This window comes from Candidatus Psyllophila symbiotica (genome assembly GCF_029910555.1).
Classification (GTDB): Bacteria; Pseudomonadota; Gammaproteobacteria; order Enterobacterales; family Enterobacteriaceae_A.
The window spans coordinates 31656-47824 of record NZ_CP092142.1; the positions used below are offsets into that span (position 1 = coordinate 31656).

The 16169-nt window shown below is 17.2% G+C and carries 12 protein-coding genes, 2 tRNA genes and 1 pseudogene; 8 read left to right on the forward strand and 7 right to left on the reverse strand.

Annotated elements, in window-relative coordinates; genetic code table 11:
- Position 1: 1 nt before the first annotated feature.
- The 3 genes from mnmE to def all read left to right on the forward strand — a co-directional run bounded on the left by mnmE (position 2) and on the right by def (position 2711).
- A complete protein-coding gene (gene mnmE, locus MEJ61_RS00175; protein WP_459563291.1) occupies positions 2–1381 on the forward strand; it encodes a tRNA uridine-5-carboxymethylaminomethyl(34) synthesis GTPase MnmE in 1380 nt (459 codons plus the stop codon).
- Between the two features lie 170 nt (positions 1382–1551).
- Entirely contained in the window at positions 1552–2208 is a 657-nt protein-coding gene (gene ribB, locus MEJ61_RS00180) for a 3,4-dihydroxy-2-butanone-4-phosphate synthase (protein WP_459563370.1), read from the forward strand.
- 65 nt (positions 2209–2273) lie between these two features.
- Entirely contained in the window at positions 2274–2711 is a 438-nt protein-coding gene (gene def, locus MEJ61_RS00185; RefSeq protein WP_459563292.1) for a peptide deformylase, read from the forward strand.
- Positions 2712–2787: 76 nt separating this feature from the next.
- Here def and asnS read toward each other — a convergent pair whose 3' ends face one another.
- The 5 genes and pseudogenes from asnS to MEJ61_RS00210 all read right to left on the reverse strand — a co-directional run.
- Positions 2788–4170, reverse strand: coding sequence for an asparagine--tRNA ligase (gene asnS, locus MEJ61_RS00190; RefSeq protein ID WP_459563293.1), 1383 nt, complete (start codon positions 4168–4170; stop codon positions 2788–2790).
- 35 nt (positions 4171–4205) lie between these two features.
- Positions 4206–5039, reverse strand: coding sequence for a 16S rRNA (adenine(1518)-N(6)/adenine(1519)-N(6))-dimethyltransferase RsmA (gene rsmA, locus MEJ61_RS00195; RefSeq protein ID WP_459563419.1), 834 nt, complete (start codon positions 5037–5039; stop codon positions 4206–4208).
- A gap of 124 nt (positions 5040–5163) precedes the next feature.
- Positions 5164–5237: transfer RNA gene (locus MEJ61_RS00200), tRNA-Val, on the reverse strand.
- Positions 5238–5765: 528 nt separating this feature from the next.
- Complete coding sequence (gene ftsH, locus MEJ61_RS00205; RefSeq protein ID WP_459563296.1) at positions 5766–7559, reverse strand: ATP-dependent zinc metalloprotease FtsH; 1794 nt, start codon at positions 7557–7559, stop codon at positions 5766–5768.
- Positions 7560–7569: 10 nt separating this feature from the next.
- Positions 7570–8106 (reverse strand): annotated as a pseudogene (locus MEJ61_RS00210) (SAM-dependent methyltransferase); the annotation flags it as partial.
- A gap of 224 nt (positions 8107–8330) precedes the next feature.
- Here MEJ61_RS00210 and glnS point away from each other — a divergent pair.
- Complete coding sequence (gene glnS / locus MEJ61_RS00215) at positions 8331–9983, forward strand: glutamine--tRNA ligase (protein ID WP_459563420.1); 1653 nt, start codon at positions 8331–8333, stop codon at positions 9981–9983.
- Between the two features lie 139 nt (positions 9984–10122).
- Positions 10123–10809: a DNA polymerase III subunit epsilon gene (dnaQ, locus tag MEJ61_RS00220; RefSeq protein ID WP_459563297.1), complete on the forward strand. Its 687-nt coding sequence runs from the start codon at positions 10123–10125 to the stop codon at positions 10807–10809.
- Here dnaQ and gltX read toward each other — a convergent pair.
- Together gltX and MEJ61_RS00230 are read right to left on the reverse strand one after the other, a co-directional pair.
- Entirely contained in the window at positions 10793–12208 is a 1416-nt protein-coding gene (gene gltX, locus MEJ61_RS00225; RefSeq protein WP_459563298.1) for a glutamate--tRNA ligase, read from the reverse strand. The genes dnaQ and gltX overlap by 17 nt on opposite strands.
- A 78-nt stretch (positions 12209–12286) precedes the next feature.
- Positions 12287–13189, reverse strand: coding sequence for an ATP-dependent 6-phosphofructokinase (locus MEJ61_RS00230; RefSeq protein WP_459563299.1), 903 nt, complete (start codon positions 13187–13189; stop codon positions 12287–12289).
- 188 nt (positions 13190–13377) lie between these two features.
- On the opposite strand from MEJ61_RS00230, the gene MEJ61_RS00235 reads away from it, so the two are divergent.
- From MEJ61_RS00235 to MEJ61_RS00245, 3 genes are all read left to right on the forward strand, one after another.
- A protein-coding gene (locus tag MEJ61_RS00235; protein ID WP_459563421.1) for a PCRF domain-containing protein occupies positions 13378–14531 on the forward strand; the annotation gives its coding sequence in 2 pieces (ribosomal slippage) (positions 13378–14338 and positions 14338–14531; 1155 coding nt in all).
- Positions 14524–16005: a lysine--tRNA ligase gene (lysS, locus tag MEJ61_RS00240; RefSeq protein ID WP_459563301.1), complete on the forward strand. Its 1482-nt coding sequence runs from the start codon at positions 14524–14526 to the stop codon at positions 16003–16005. Before MEJ61_RS00235 ends, lysS begins: the two co-directional genes overlap by 8 nt.
- 79 nt (positions 16006–16084) lie before the next feature.
- Positions 16085–16157: transfer RNA gene (locus MEJ61_RS00245), tRNA-Met, on the forward strand.
- Positions 16158–16169: the final 12 nt, after the last annotated feature.

The window sequence follows — 16169 nt, forward strand, 5'->3', positions numbered from 1 at the left end:
TATGAATAATAAAGACACAATTATAGCTCAGGCAACTCCAATAGGAAGAGGTGGTATTGGGATTATTAGAATTTCAGGGTTAAACGCTAAAAAAGTAGCTTATTCTGTTTTAAAAAAAATACCAAAACCACGTTATGCTAATTATTTACCATTTTATGATTATAATAATAATATATTAGATAAAGGAATTGCTTTATGGTTTCCTAAACCTAATTCTTTTACCGGAGAAGATGTTTTAGAATTACATGGTCATGGAGGGTTTATTAATATTAATTTATTAATTGAAAATATTTTAAAAAAAAATAAAATAAGAATAGCAAAACCTGGAGAATTTTTAAAACGTGCGTTTATAAACAATAAAATTGATTTAATACAAGCCGAAGCTATTTCAGATTTAATTAATGCTAATTCTATATTATCAACAAAATTGGCAATATCTTCATTTAAAGGAAATTTTTCAATAAAAATTAATAATCTTATTAAATTAATTAATAATTTAAGAATAAATTTAGAAATGCAAATAAATTTTTCAGAAAATAATAATAATAATAATAATAATAATAATATATTTAAAAAAGAGAAAATTAAAAAATATTTAAATAATATTATTAATATTATTAATAGTATTTTAAACAAAACAAATACAAGTAATACTATTAAAGAAGCTATAAATGTAATAATATTAGGTTTACCTAACGTAGGAAAATCAAGTTTAATTAATATTTTAAGTAATGAAGAAATTTCTATAATTAATAAATTATCAGGTACTACTAGAGATATATTAAGTAAATATATTCAATTTGATAATATTCAATTAAACATTATTGACACTGCAGGATTACGTAAAACTAAAAATAAAATAGAAAAAATTGGAATTAAAAAAACAATAAATGAAATAAAAAAAGCAAATCATTTACTATTTTTAACAAATTCAAAAAAAAAAAAATCTTTTTTAAATTTAAAATATAACTTTATTAAAAAAATTCCACATAATTTATTAATTACAGTTATAAGAAATAAAATTGATTTAACCAAAGAATTACCTGGAATATTTTTTTTAAAAAATTATACATTAATTTGTTTATCTTTACTTAAATTAAATGGTATTGATTTGTTAAAAAAATATTTAAAAAAAAAAATAAGTTTAAATAATAATTTTACAGAAGGAATATTTTTATCTCGTTTAAGACATTTAGAATTATTAAAAAAAGCAAAATATTATTTATTAAAATCCAAAATAAAATTAAAAAATGTTTTTTACAAAGAATTACTAGCAGAAGATTTAAAATTAGCAAATAATGAATTAAATAAAATAACTGGTAAAAAATTTAAAAAAAATATTATAAATGAAATTTTTTCAAAATTTTGTATAGGAAAATAATAAATTTATTAAACAATATTTATAAATAATTTTTAAAATTATAATTTTATCTTTATTTAATTTATATATATATAATAATATATACAATTTATTAAATAATTTAAAATCTATATTAATTTTAAAATATAATATATTTATTTAATATATTTTAAATAACATAATGAGGTGTTATTATTAAAAAAATATTAATAAAATTTGGATCACCGATTGAACGCGTTAAAAATGCTATAAAAGCATTAAAAAGAAAAAGGGGTGTAATATTATTAGATGATAAAAACAGAGAAAACGAAGGCGATATTATTTTTAGTGCTGAAAATATTACTACTGAACAAATGGCTTTAACAATAAATTATGGTAGTGGTATTGTATGTGTTTGTATTACTGAAAAATTTAGAAAATATTTATCATTACCATTAATGGTTAATAATAATTCAAGTAAATTTCAAACACCATTTACTATAAGTGTAGAATCAAAAAAAAATGTAACTACAGGTGTTTCAGCAAACGATCGTGTTAAAACAATACATACTATTGCTTCTAATAACATCAAAAATATTGATTTAAATAAACCAGGTCATGTATTCCCATTATGCGCTCAACCTGGAGGATTATTAATACGTAAAGGACATACAGAAGCTGCAATTGATTTATTATCTCTTGCAAATTTTAAAAAAATTGGAGTGATTTGTGAATTAACTAATAAAAACGGAAGTATGTCTAAAATAATTGAAATAATAAATTTTGCTAAAAAATATAATATGACTGTATTAACTATAGAAGATATTATTATTTATATGTATTATCAAAATAATAAAATAAAATTTTAAATTAATAATTTAAAATTTATTAAATATAATAAATATTTATTAAAAATTTAAAGTTAATTTTAAAAATGTTATTATTAAAACTAATTTATTATCCTAATAAATTATTAAGAAAAAAATCAACTCAAATAAATAAAATAAATTTTAAAATTAAAAATATTATATATAATATGTTTAAAATCATGTATAAAAAAAATGGTATAGGTTTAGCAGCAAATCAAATTGGTATAAATAAAAGAATATTTATAATTGATATATCTAAAAAAAAAAATAAAAAATTAATATTTATTAATCCTAAAATTTTAAATAAAGAGGGGGAAATTTTCATAAAAGAAGGGTGTTTATCTATTCCTGGTATATTTAAAATTTTAAAACGTTATTCTTATATTAAAATTTCAGCTTTAAATACAAATGGAAATTATTTTGTATTTAAAACCAGAAATATTAAATCAGTATGTATTCAACATGAAATAGATCATTTAAATGGAAAATTATTTATTGATTAATTATAAATTAAATAATATAAAATTAATTTATTAAATATAAAGTAATTTTATAAATATATTAATAATTTCTAAATAATTAAAATTCTATAATATTTGAAGATCTAGGATAAGGTATAACATCACGAATATTTTTTAATCCAGTTATATAATTTAAAATACGTTCAAAACCCAATCCAAAACCAGAATGAGGAATAGTACCATATTTACGAATATCTCTATACCACCAATATTTTTTTTTATTTAATTTAACTTCATTTATTCTTTTATCTAAAATACTTAATATATCTTCTCTTTGAGAACCACCAATTATTTCACCAACACCTGGAACTATTATATCCATATTAGATACAGTTTTATAATTTTTATTTATTTTCATATAAAATGGTTTAATATTTTTAGGATATTTTTTAATAACAACAGGTCCTTTAAAATAATTTTCACACAAATAATGTTCATGCTCAGAAGATATATCTGAACCCCATTTTACTGGAATTTTAAATTCTTTATTTGATTTAAGTAAAATTTTAATTGCTTCAGTATAACTAATTTGTTCAAATTTATAATACAAAAATTTAATTAAATAATTTATATTTTTTTTTTTATTTATAAAAAATAAATCATCTAATCTTTTATTTAAAACTATTTTAAATATATATTTTAACATATTTTCTGAAAGATTAATTATATCTTCTAATGTACCAAAAGCAATTTCAGGTTCAATCATCCAAAATTCTGATAAATGTCTACTTGTATTAGAATTTTCTGCTCTAAATATTGGACCAAAAGTATAAATTTTAGATAAAGAACATGCATAAGCCTCACCTGTTAATTGCCCGGAAACTGTTAAAAATGTTTCTTTACCAAAAAAATCTTTCTTAAAATTAATATTATTAATATTATATGGAATTTTTTTAAAATTAAAAGTTGAAACTTTAAACATTTTACTAAACCCTTCAGAGTCAACACATGTAATTAAAGGAGTTGAAATCCAAAAAAACCCATTCATATTTAAAAATTTATGAATAGCTTGTGCTACTGTATGTCTTATTCTTGTAACTGCACTAATTAAATTAGTTCTAGGACGTAAATGTGGTATTTCTCTTAAATATTCTTTACTATGATATTTTGATGATATAGGGTATATATCTGGTCTTTTAACCCATCCAATAATATTTACTTCAACAGCTTTAATTTCATAATTTTGCTTTTTTCCTAAAGAAAACACTAATAACCCAATAATTTCAACAGAACATCCAGTTGTTAAATTTAAAATTTCATTATAATTTTTAAGTGTTTTATATATAACTATTTGACATGTTTTTAAACATGAACCGTCATATATTGAAATAAATAATAAACCATTTTTAGATTTTCTTTTAGTTTTTACCCAACCATTTATTAATATTTTTTTTTTAATATTTAAAAAACCATTTATTACTAAATAATTATATATTTTCATAAACTATTTATATTTTATTATAATAATATTCAAAATTATATTTTGAAATATTTATTTTTATAAAAATTATTAATTGTAATTAAATTAGACATTATACAAAATTCAGATAATAAAATATTTTCAGCTCTATAATTAGGATTTATTTGAATTAATTCTAATTGTTTTATTGTAAATATATTTTTTAAATTATTTTTAATTTTTTTTCTACATTGTTTAAAAGATTCTTTTACTATTAATTTTAAATTATTAATATTATTAACAAAATATTTTTTTTTACATGGTTTTAAAATCAAAAAAATAGATTCTATTTTTGGTTTAGGGATAAAAGCGTTTTTAGATATTTTAAATAAAGGTTGAATATTTAAATAATATTTAATAATAATATTTAAACGTCCTTTTTTTTTTTTATTAACAATATATATAATTTTATTAGAAAATTCTTCTTGTAATACTATATATATATATTTTATATAATATAAATATTTTATAATATAAAAAATTAAATCTGTTGATATATTATATGGTATGTTGCCAAAAAAAATTAATAGTTTTTTTTCTTTTTTAGCAATATTTGATAAATTAATTTTTAAAATATTTTTTTTATAAATTAAAATTTTTTTTTTTTTAAATTGTAAAAAATTTTTTAAAAAAAAAATTAATTCTATATCAATTTCTATTAAAATAATTTTATATACATTTAAAATTATTAATTTAGTAATTATACCAAATCCAGAACCAATTTCTACTAATATATCATTATTTTTAATTTTAATTAATTTTATTATTTTTTGAATAATATATAAATTATTTAAAAAATTTTGACCTTTTTTTTTTTTAATAATAAATTTTTTATTTTTTTTAATAAACATTTTAATTTATTAAATTTAATTATAATTATTTATAAAATATTAATTTTAACTAAATTTTTAAAAAAATATTTTTATAAATTTTAATATTTTAATAAATAAATTTTTAAAAAAATATATTTATTAATGCGTCTGGATGGAATTGAACCACCGGCTTTCATTGTGTCAAAATGATACTCTAACCAACTGAGTTACAGACGCATAAATATTTATTAAATTATTTATTTTAAAATAATATATTTATTTTTAAAAAAATAAAATATAATACATAAATATAAAATATTATTTATTTAGATTTATATATAATAAAAATATTTAAATTTAATCAAATTAAAATATTAATTATATAAATTTTACTTAATAATAATATTAAATATATTATAAAAATATAAATATTTATTTTTATTTAAATACAATAATATTTAAAATTTATTTAATTTAATTATATTTAAAATATTAAAAATATTAAAAATATAAATGCAATAAAACTTAACTTTAAAATAAACAAAACTAAATTAATAAAAATAATCAAATATAAATAAAATAATTCAATATAAAAAATTAAAATATTTAAAATATATTATTTATAAAAATATTACTACTTAATTTTAAAAAATAAAATTTAAAATTACAAAAAATATTATAAAATATTATATTTTAAATTAGAATCAGTAAAATATTTTACTGATCCTAACGAAATTTATTTTTAAATATTTAATATATTTATTTTTAACAAATATTTTTCCTACACATTATTTTTTTAATTTGTTTATAATTTAATGTTTCATATTTAATTAAAGATTCTTTCATAGAATATAAAATATCTATATTTTTAATTAATAAATTTTTAGTTTTAATATAATTACTTTCTATTATCATTTTAATTTCTTGATCAATCATATATAATGTAGCATCTGAAATATAATTTATTTTATTTTTATTTTCTATAAAAATTTTATTATTATTATATAAAATAGGACCTAATTTATTTGAAAAACCCCATTTAATAACCATATCACGCGCAATTAAAGTTGCATTTTTAATATCATTATATGATCCAGTTGATATATTATGTTTACCATATATTATTTCTTCAGCAATACGACCACCATATAAAGTAGAAATTTTATTTTCTAATCTTTTTAAATTTTCATTTAAAATATCAGTTTTGGGTAAAAAATAAGTAATGCCTAAAGCATAACCTCTTGGAATAATACTAACTTTATATATAGGATCATGATTTGACATTAAACTACCTATAATAGTATGACCAGATTCGTGAAATGCTATTAATTCTTTTTGTTTATTTGATAATATTAAAGATTTTTTTTCAACACCTAATATAATTTTATCTCTTGCTTTTTCTAGCTCAAACATTGTTACTTTTTTTTTATTAATTCGAACAGCTAATAATGAAGCTTCATTTATTAAATTTGATAAATCAGCTCCCGAAAATCCTGGTGTTCCTCTAGCTATTAAAGATAAATTAATATCTTTTGATATTATATTTTTAATATGAACTTTTAAAATTTCTTCTCGTTCTTTTATATTAGGTAATCCAAAATACACTTTTCTGTCAAATCTACCTGGTCTTAATAAAGCTTTATCTAATATATCAGGTCTATTTGTTGCGGCTATTATAATAATACCAGGATTTTCTTCAAAACCATCCATTTCAACTAAAATTTGATTTAAAGTTTGTTCTCTTTCATCGTTATTTCCATTAACACCATACCCTCTTTGTCTACCAACAGCATCAAGTTCATCAATAAAAATAATGCAAGGTGTAATTTTTTTAGCTTGAATAAACATGTTTCTAACACGAGAAGCACCTACACCAACAAACATTTCAACAAAATCTGATCCTGAAACAGAAAAAAACGATACTTTTGATTCACCAGCGATAGCTTTGGCGAATAATGTTTTACCAGTACCAGGAGGACCAATCATTAATACCCCTTTTGGTATTTTACTACCTATTTTTTTAAAATCTTCTGGATTTTTAAAATAATCAACAATTTCTCTTAATTCTTCTTTTACTTCTTCATAACCTGCAACATCTTTAAAAGTTATTTTAATTTGATTGGGTTTTAATAATTTAGCTTTATTTTTAATAAAAGATATTAAATTTTTACCACTATTTTGAATTTGTTTTACAAAAAATAACCAAATTCCAATTAATAATAATACAGGCACCCAAGATATAAAAATAGTCAAAAGTACATTGTGAGTATTACTTTCATTTCCTATAATTTTAACATTTTTAATTAATAATGTATCTAATAATTTAGGATCATTTATAGGAATATAAGTATTATATGTATCATCATTTTTTTTAATAACATTAATTTTTTTGTCGCTAATTTTAACTTCTTTTATTTTATTTTTTGTTAAATCTGAAATAAATTTAGAATATTCAATAGAATTATTATTATATGTTTTATAAATAGAATTTTGTAAAAAAAAAAAAACAGAAAAAAACATTAATAAATACAAAATTATTTTTTTAATTATTTTATTCATTTTAATCCTTTTATTTTAAAATTTTTTTTAAAAATTTAAAAGCTATTATATATACTTCTTTAGAATTTGAATATGAAGAATTAGGTTTAAAAATTTTAACTTTATTAAATATTAAAGAAATATATTTAATATAATAATTATAATCACTATTATAAAATATTTTCATAATACATATTCCTTTAAATTTTAATATATTTTCACAAATTTTAATAACTAATTTAAATAATTTTGTTGCTTTAGGCATATCAATAATTGAAATTCCACTTATATTTGGAGAAAGATCTGACATAATAACATCAACTTTATTATAACCAATATAATCAGTTATTTTTCTAATAAAATTTTTATTTAAAACATTTTCTTTAAAAAATTTAACATTTTCAATAGGATTTATTTTTTTAATATCATAAGCAATAACAATACCATTTTTACCTATTTTACTTTTAGCATATTTTGACCAACTACCAGGAGCAGCTCCTAAATCTACAACAATAGTATTTTTTTTAAATATTTTATAATTTTTTTGTATTTCATCAAGTTTAAACCATGCACGAGATCTTAATTTTTTTTTTTAGCATAATAAACATATTTATCTTTAAAATTTCTATTTAACCATTTATTTTTTTTTTTCATATAACTTTAAAATATAAATTAAGTAATTTTAAATATAATTATTAAATTAAATTATTTTAAAATATATGTCAAGTGATTTTAAATTAAATTATTAAAATAAATTACTTTAAATATATTTAAAGGGAAAATTAAAAAATAATGGACAAAAACATATTTAAAAAAAATTTTATAATTAATATTATTAAAAAAGATTTATTTTATAAAAAATATAAAAAAATTAAAACAAGATTTCCTCCAGAACCTAATGGTTATTTACATATAGGACATGTTAAATCTTTATTTTTAAATTATTATATATCTAAACATTATAATGGTATATTTAATTTACGTTTTGATGATACTAACCCAGTTTATGAAAATATTAAATATATTAAATCTATTAAACAAAACATAAAATGGTTAGGAATAAATGTAAATAATATTTATTATACTTCAAACTATTTTAATCAAATTTATGATTATGCAATTGAACTAATTATTAAAAAGTTAGCTTATGTTGAAAAATTATCTAAAAAAAAAATAAAAAAATATAAAGGAAATTTAACTAATCTAGGAAAAAACAGTCCTTATAGAAATAAAAGTGTTATTAAAAATTTAAATATATTTAAAAAAATGAAAAAAGGGTATTTTTCAGAAGGAACTATGTGTTTACGTGCTAAAATTAATATGTATTCACCTAATATCATAATGAGAGATCCAATTTTATATAGAATTAAATATATTTCACATTATCGAACAATTAAAAAATGGTGTATTTATCCAACTTATGATTTTTCACATTGTATATCTGATGCAATAGAAAAAATATCACATTCATTATGTACATTAGAATTTACAAAAAATCGAATTTTATATAACTGGATATTAAAAAATTTAACGATATCATTTAATCCTTGTCAATATGAATTTTCAAAATTAAATTTAACATTTTCAATATTATCTAAAAAAAAATTAAATTTTTTAGTTAATAACAAAATTGTAAATGGATGGAATGACCCAAGAATGCCAACATTATCAGCATATAAAAAAAAGGGGTATACCGCCAAATCAATTTTATCTTTTTGCAAAAATATAGGAATAAGTAAAAAAGAAAACATAATTGATATTATGATGTTAGAATCTTATGTGCGTAATGATTTAAATATAAATGCTTTACGAGTTATGGGAGTATTAAATCCATTAACAATTATTATTAAAAATATGGGTATACAAACTGAAATGATATTAATACAACTTCATCCTAAAAAAAAAAAACTAGGTTTTCGTATTGTTCCATTTAGTCGTAAAATTTATATTGACAAATATGATTTTAAAGAAAAATTCGACAAAAAATATAAACGTTTAATTTTAGGAAAAAAAATAAAATTAAGAAATTCTTATATAATTAAAGCTAAAAAAATAAATAAAAATATTTGTGGTATTATAAAAACAATATATTGTAATTATTATTTAAATATTACAAATCAAAAAAAAAATAATTATAAATTAAAAAATATTATTCATTGGGTTTCAAAAAAACATTCTATATTAGTATTTATATATTTATATAATAATTTATTTAAAACTCCAAATCCTTTAAAATATAAAAATTTAATTACAATAATAAATCCGTTTTCTTTAATTATTAAAAATAGCTATATTGAACCTAGTTTATTTTATTCTCAAAATAAAAAAACATATCAATTTGAACGTATTGGATATTTCTATTTAAATAATTATAATTATAAAAACAATTTAATTTTTAATAGAATAATTACATTAAAACAAAATAAATTTAAAAAAAATAATTAAAATTTATAAATAAATATAATAATTTAAAATTATTTTATATATAATTATATATAATTGTTATTATATTATATTTATATTTTATTAAATAAATATTTTAAAATATATATTTTAAATTTATTAAAAAACATATTATAAAATTATGAAAAAACAAAGACAAATAGTTTTTGATACTGAAACAACTGGTTTAAATAAATTTGGTTTGCCATATATAGGACATCGAATTATAGAAATTGGAGCTATAGAATTAATAAATCGTAAATTTACAGGAAAAATTTTTCATACATACCTTAATCCAAATAGATTAATTGATACTGAAGCATTTAAAATACATGGAATTAATAACGAATTTTTAAAAAATAAAAAAAATTTTAAAGAAATTTCAAATGATTTTTTAAAATTAATTAAAGATGCCGATTTAATAGCACATAATGCAATGTTTGATGTAAATTTTATAAATTATGAATTTTCTTTAATTAATAAAAACTTTCCAAAAATTGAAAATTTATGTAATATAATTGATACTTTATCTATAGCTCGAAAACTTTTTCCTAGGAAAAAAAATAGTTTAAATTCATTATGCAAACGTTTTGAAATTAATAAAAGTAAACGTGTTTTACATAGTGCTTTAGTTGATGCTAAATTATTAACAAAAGTATATTTATTTATGACTGGAGGTCAACAAATTTTAAAACCAAAAAAAGAAACAAAATTTAATGAAGAAAAATATAAAAATAAAAAAATATTAAATTTAACCAACACAATATATGCCAATAAAAAAGAAATCTTAAATCATAATTTGTTTTTTAAAACTAATCAAAATATTTAAAATTAAATAATATATTAATTAAATTATTTATACGATATAAAGTTTTTTTTTTTTTTATTATATAAATAATATTATTTATATTTGGAGTATTTTTTTTACCTGTAATAATAATACGTAAAGGCATACATACATTATACATATTTAAATTAAATTCATTCTTAATTTCAAAAATTATATTATTAATATTTTTATATGTCCAAAATTTAATTTTATTAAATTTATTATAAATAATTATTAATATTTTAAAAATATTTTTAAATTTTAAAATATATTTAATAACTTTATAATTTATTATAATATCTATATTATATATATATTTAAAAAATTTAGACATTTCAACTAAATTTTTGCAACGTTTATTAAATAATTTAATAACATTTTCAATTTTAGGTTTTTTACTAATATTTAATTTATTTTCTTTAATATACGGTAAAATATTAGATTTTATTTTTTTAATAGACATATTGTTAAGATAATATTGATTAATCCAATTTAATTTTTTAATATCAAAAATACTAGAAGATTTAACAAAATTTTTAAAATTAAAATATTTTTTCATTTCTGAAATTGTAAATATTTCTTTATTTTTATAAGACCAACCTAATTTTAATATATAATTAATTAAAGCTTCAGGTATATATCCTTTATATTTATAATCATTAATATTATTAGAAAAATATCTTTTAGAAAGTTTTTTGCCATCATCTCCTAAAATTATAGAAACATGAGCATATTTAGGTATTTTACAACCTAAACTTTTAAAAATATTAATTTGTTTAGGGGTATTATTAATATGTTCTGAACCTCTAATAATATGTGTAATATTCATATCTAAATCATCTATAACTGAACTAAAATTATAAGTAGGTATACCATTTTCTCTACAAATTATGAAATCATCTAACTCATTGTTATTTGTTTTAATTAATCCTCTTATTTTATCATTAAAAATAACATAACCATTTTCAGGATTTAAAAACCGTATTACATATTTTTTATTTTCATTTTTGTTTTTAAAATTAATACAAAATTTATCATAACGAGGTTTTATGTTATTTTTAATTTGATAATTACGCAATAAATTTAAGCGATTTTTTGAACAATAACATTTATATGCATTACCATTATTTAACATTAAATTTATAATTTTATTATATCTATAAAGATTATTAGTTTGAAAAAAGGGTCCTTTATCCCAATTAATCTTTAACCACTTTAACCCTTCTATAATAGAATTAACTGATTTAATATTAGAACGATTAATATCAGTATCTTCTATTCTTAATATAAAAATTCCTTTATTACTACGACTAAAAAGCCACGAATATAATGCTGTACGAGCTCCTCCAATATGTAAATATCCTGTTGGACTTGGTGCAAATCTAGTTATTATTTTCATAATTATCTTATTTATAAATTATTTTATAAAAACATAATATTATTAATTAAATAAAAAATATTACTAAAAATAAACATTTTAAATTAATTTTAAAATATCATTATATATAAATTTATTATTTTTAATACCAACACATACGTTTTTATGTCCTTTTATTAACAAATTAATTGCATATGTTCCCATACGATAACCTAAAATACGATCATATGATATAGGCTTGCCTCCTCTTTGAACATGACCTAAAATTATAGTTCGTATTTCTTTATTAATTTTTTTTTTAATATATTCAGAAAATTTTTTAATATTACAAATATTTTCAGTGATAATTATAATCGCATTATTTATACCTTTAGAGATTTTGTTTTTTATTTCATTTATTAAATTATCAATATTAAATTTTATTCCGGGTATAATTAAAAATTCACATTTTCCAGCAATAGCACTAGCAATAGTTAAATCTCCGCATTTTCTACCCATTACTTCAATTATGAATATACTTTGATGTGAAAATGCAGTATCTCGAATACGATCTATTGATTCAACTATTGTTTCTAAAGCAGTAAAATAACCAATGCTATAATCAGTACATACTACATCATTATCAATTGTACCTGGTAAATTTATACAAGAAATACCTTCTTGCACTAAATATTTAGAGCCAATATAAGAACCATTACCACCTATAATTATTAATGAATTAATATTATTCTTTTTAAGATTATTAATTGCTTTAAGTCTTATGGTTTTTTTTTTAAATTTTTCAAATCTTGAAGAACCTAAATATGTACCACCTAAGTTATTAAAATTAAATAAATTATTATTAAATATTTTTTTAATATTATTTTCGAATAAACCTTTATAACCATTATAAATTCCATAAACAACAAAGTTATTTAAATAAGCAACATTTAATATACCATTAATAGCAGAATTCATACCAGGTGAATCACCACCACTAGTTAATATACCAATATTTTTCATATTTTAATTCCTTTTAAAATAATTACAATTATTATATTTTTTAAATATAAATTAAATAATTATATTCTTTTATTTAAATAAATTAAAAATATTTTAAATAAAATATTAATTAAAAACAAGTATTAATAATTATTTTAAATAAATTATATTTAACATAATATTTTATAAAATATTAATTTTAAAACTATATGAATAAAAATAATTTATTAAATTATAAAATTCAAAAAATTTTAAAAAATTTTATTTATATTAAAAAAAAAATAAATTATAAAAAGAAAAAAAAAAAAATTATAAATATAAATAATAAATTTAAAAATTCTATATTATTAAATAATTATAATTTATTATTAAAATTTAAAGAAAAAGATTATTTAATTAAAAAAAATTTAAGGAAAATATTTTTTTTTCAAAAAAATATATATGATAATATTGAATTATTAGAAATATTTAAACAAACTAAAGATAAAGAAACATTAAATTATATTATAAAAAATTTAAAAAAATTAAAAAAAATAATTAAATATTTAGAAGACAAATATATATTTTCAGAAAAAAAAGATAAATTAAATTGCTATTTAAATATTAAATCAGGTTCAGGAGGAATAGAATCGCAAAATTGGTGTAGTATTTTACTCAAAATGTATTTAAAATGGGCTGAAAAAAAAAATTTTAAAATCCAATTCATAGAAAAAAAAAAAAGTAATATTGGTATTAAATCAATTACTATTAAAATTATTGGTAATTATGCTTATGGTTGGTTAAAAACTGAAACAGGAATTCATAGATTAGTTAGAAAAAATTTTTTAAAAAATAAAACAAAAAGACATACATCATTTAGTTCCATATTTGTATATCCTGATAGTAGTAGTAGTAGTAGTAGTAGTAGTAGTAGTAGTAGTAGTAGTAGTAGTAGTAGTAGTAGTAGTAGTAGTAGTATTAAAACTTCTGATTTACGTATAGATTTATATAAAGCTTCAGGTTCAGGGGGGCAACACATAAATAAAACTGAATCTGCAGTAAGAATTACACATTTACCAACTAATATTACTGTGAAATGTCAAAATAATCGTTCACAATATATTAATAAATTATCTGCAATTAAACAATTAAATATAAAATTATTAAATATAGAAAATATTAAAAAAAAAAAAAAAAAAAAAAAATTAATGATAATAAATCAAATATTTCTTGGAGTAATCAAGTAAGATCATATATTTTAGATAACTCTATTATTAAAGATATTAGAACAAATTTAAAAATAAATGATATAAAATATATATTAAACGGTAATTTAGATTTACTTATTAAAAATAACTTAAAAACTAAAATAAATAATGATTAATAAAAAAAATTATTTAAATATTAATTATAAAATTAAAAAATTTTATATTAAAAAAAAACAAATAAACAAAAAAAAAGAATTTTTTTTTAAAAGAATTAATATATCTAATCAAATTCATAATAATTATAACATTATTAAAAAAAAAAAAAAAAATGTAAGTGTAGCAGGAAGAATGATAAACAAAAGAATAATTGGATCAATTGCATTCGTAAAATTAAAAGATATGGGAGGTTATATTCAATTATATATAACTAAAAATAAATTATCAAATTCAATATATGAAAAAAAATTTAAAAAATGGAATTTAGGGGATATTTTAGGTGCAAAAGGATTATTATTTAAAACAAAAACCGGTGAAGTTTCTATTTTATGTTCCGAATTATATATTTTAAAAAAAACAAAAAAAGTTTTACCAGAAAAATTTAATAAAATTTTAGATTACGAAATAAGATATCGTCAACGTTACTTAGATTTAATAATTAATAATAAATCAAATAATATTTTTAAAATTCGATCTAAAATTATATTTTATATACGTAATTATATGAATATAAATAAATTTATAGAAGTTGAGACTCCAATGATACAAACTATTCCAGGAGGAGCTTCAGCTAAACCATTTATAACTTATCATAATTCTTTAAATATTAAAATGTATTTACGTATTTCACCAGAGTTATATCTTAAAAGATTAGTAATAGGAGGTTTTGAAAGAGTTTATGAAATAAATAAAAATTTTAGAAATGAAGGAATATCTTCTAGACATAATCCCGAATTTACAATGATGGAAGTTTATATGGCATATTCAAACTATAAAATTTTAATTAAATTTATTGAATCTTTAATTAAAAATATAATTAAAAATGTTATATATAAAAAAAAAATTTTATATAAAAATTATTTATTCAATTTTAACAAACCTTTTAAAAAAATAACAATGTATAATTCAATTAAAAAATATTATTATTATATTAATATAAAATATATTTATAATATTTTTTATTTAAAAAAATTTTTGAAATCTATTAATATAAAAACAAAAAAATATTATAAAATTGGCAATTTTATTAATAAGATATTTGAAATAATAATTATTCCTAAATTAATACAACCCACATTTATTACTGAATATCCTATTGAAGTTTCTCCTTTATCTAAAAGAAATTCTAAAAATCCAAGTTTAGCTGATAGATTTGAATTATTTATTGGAGGATTAGAAATTTGCAATGGATTTTCAGAATTAAATAATGTAAATGATCAAAATAAAAGATTTAAAGAACAAATGAAAAATTTAAATAATAGTAATTCAATAATATTTAGTGATAAAGATTATATTAAAGCACTAGAGTATGGTTTGCCACCAACTGCTGGTTTGGGGTTAGGTATAGATCGTATAATAATGATATTAACTAATAGTAATACAATTAAAGATGTAATACTATTTCCAGTAATGAAAAAAAAAAAAAAAATTTAAAATTATATTATAAAAATATTTTATATTTTAAATACAAATGATATTGTAAATAATATATAATAAATTACAATAAAATATTAGCGGGATAGAGCAGTTGGCAGCTCGTCGGGCTCATAACCCGAAGGACGTTGGTTCAATTCCAGCTCCCGCTAAATTTTAAAAAA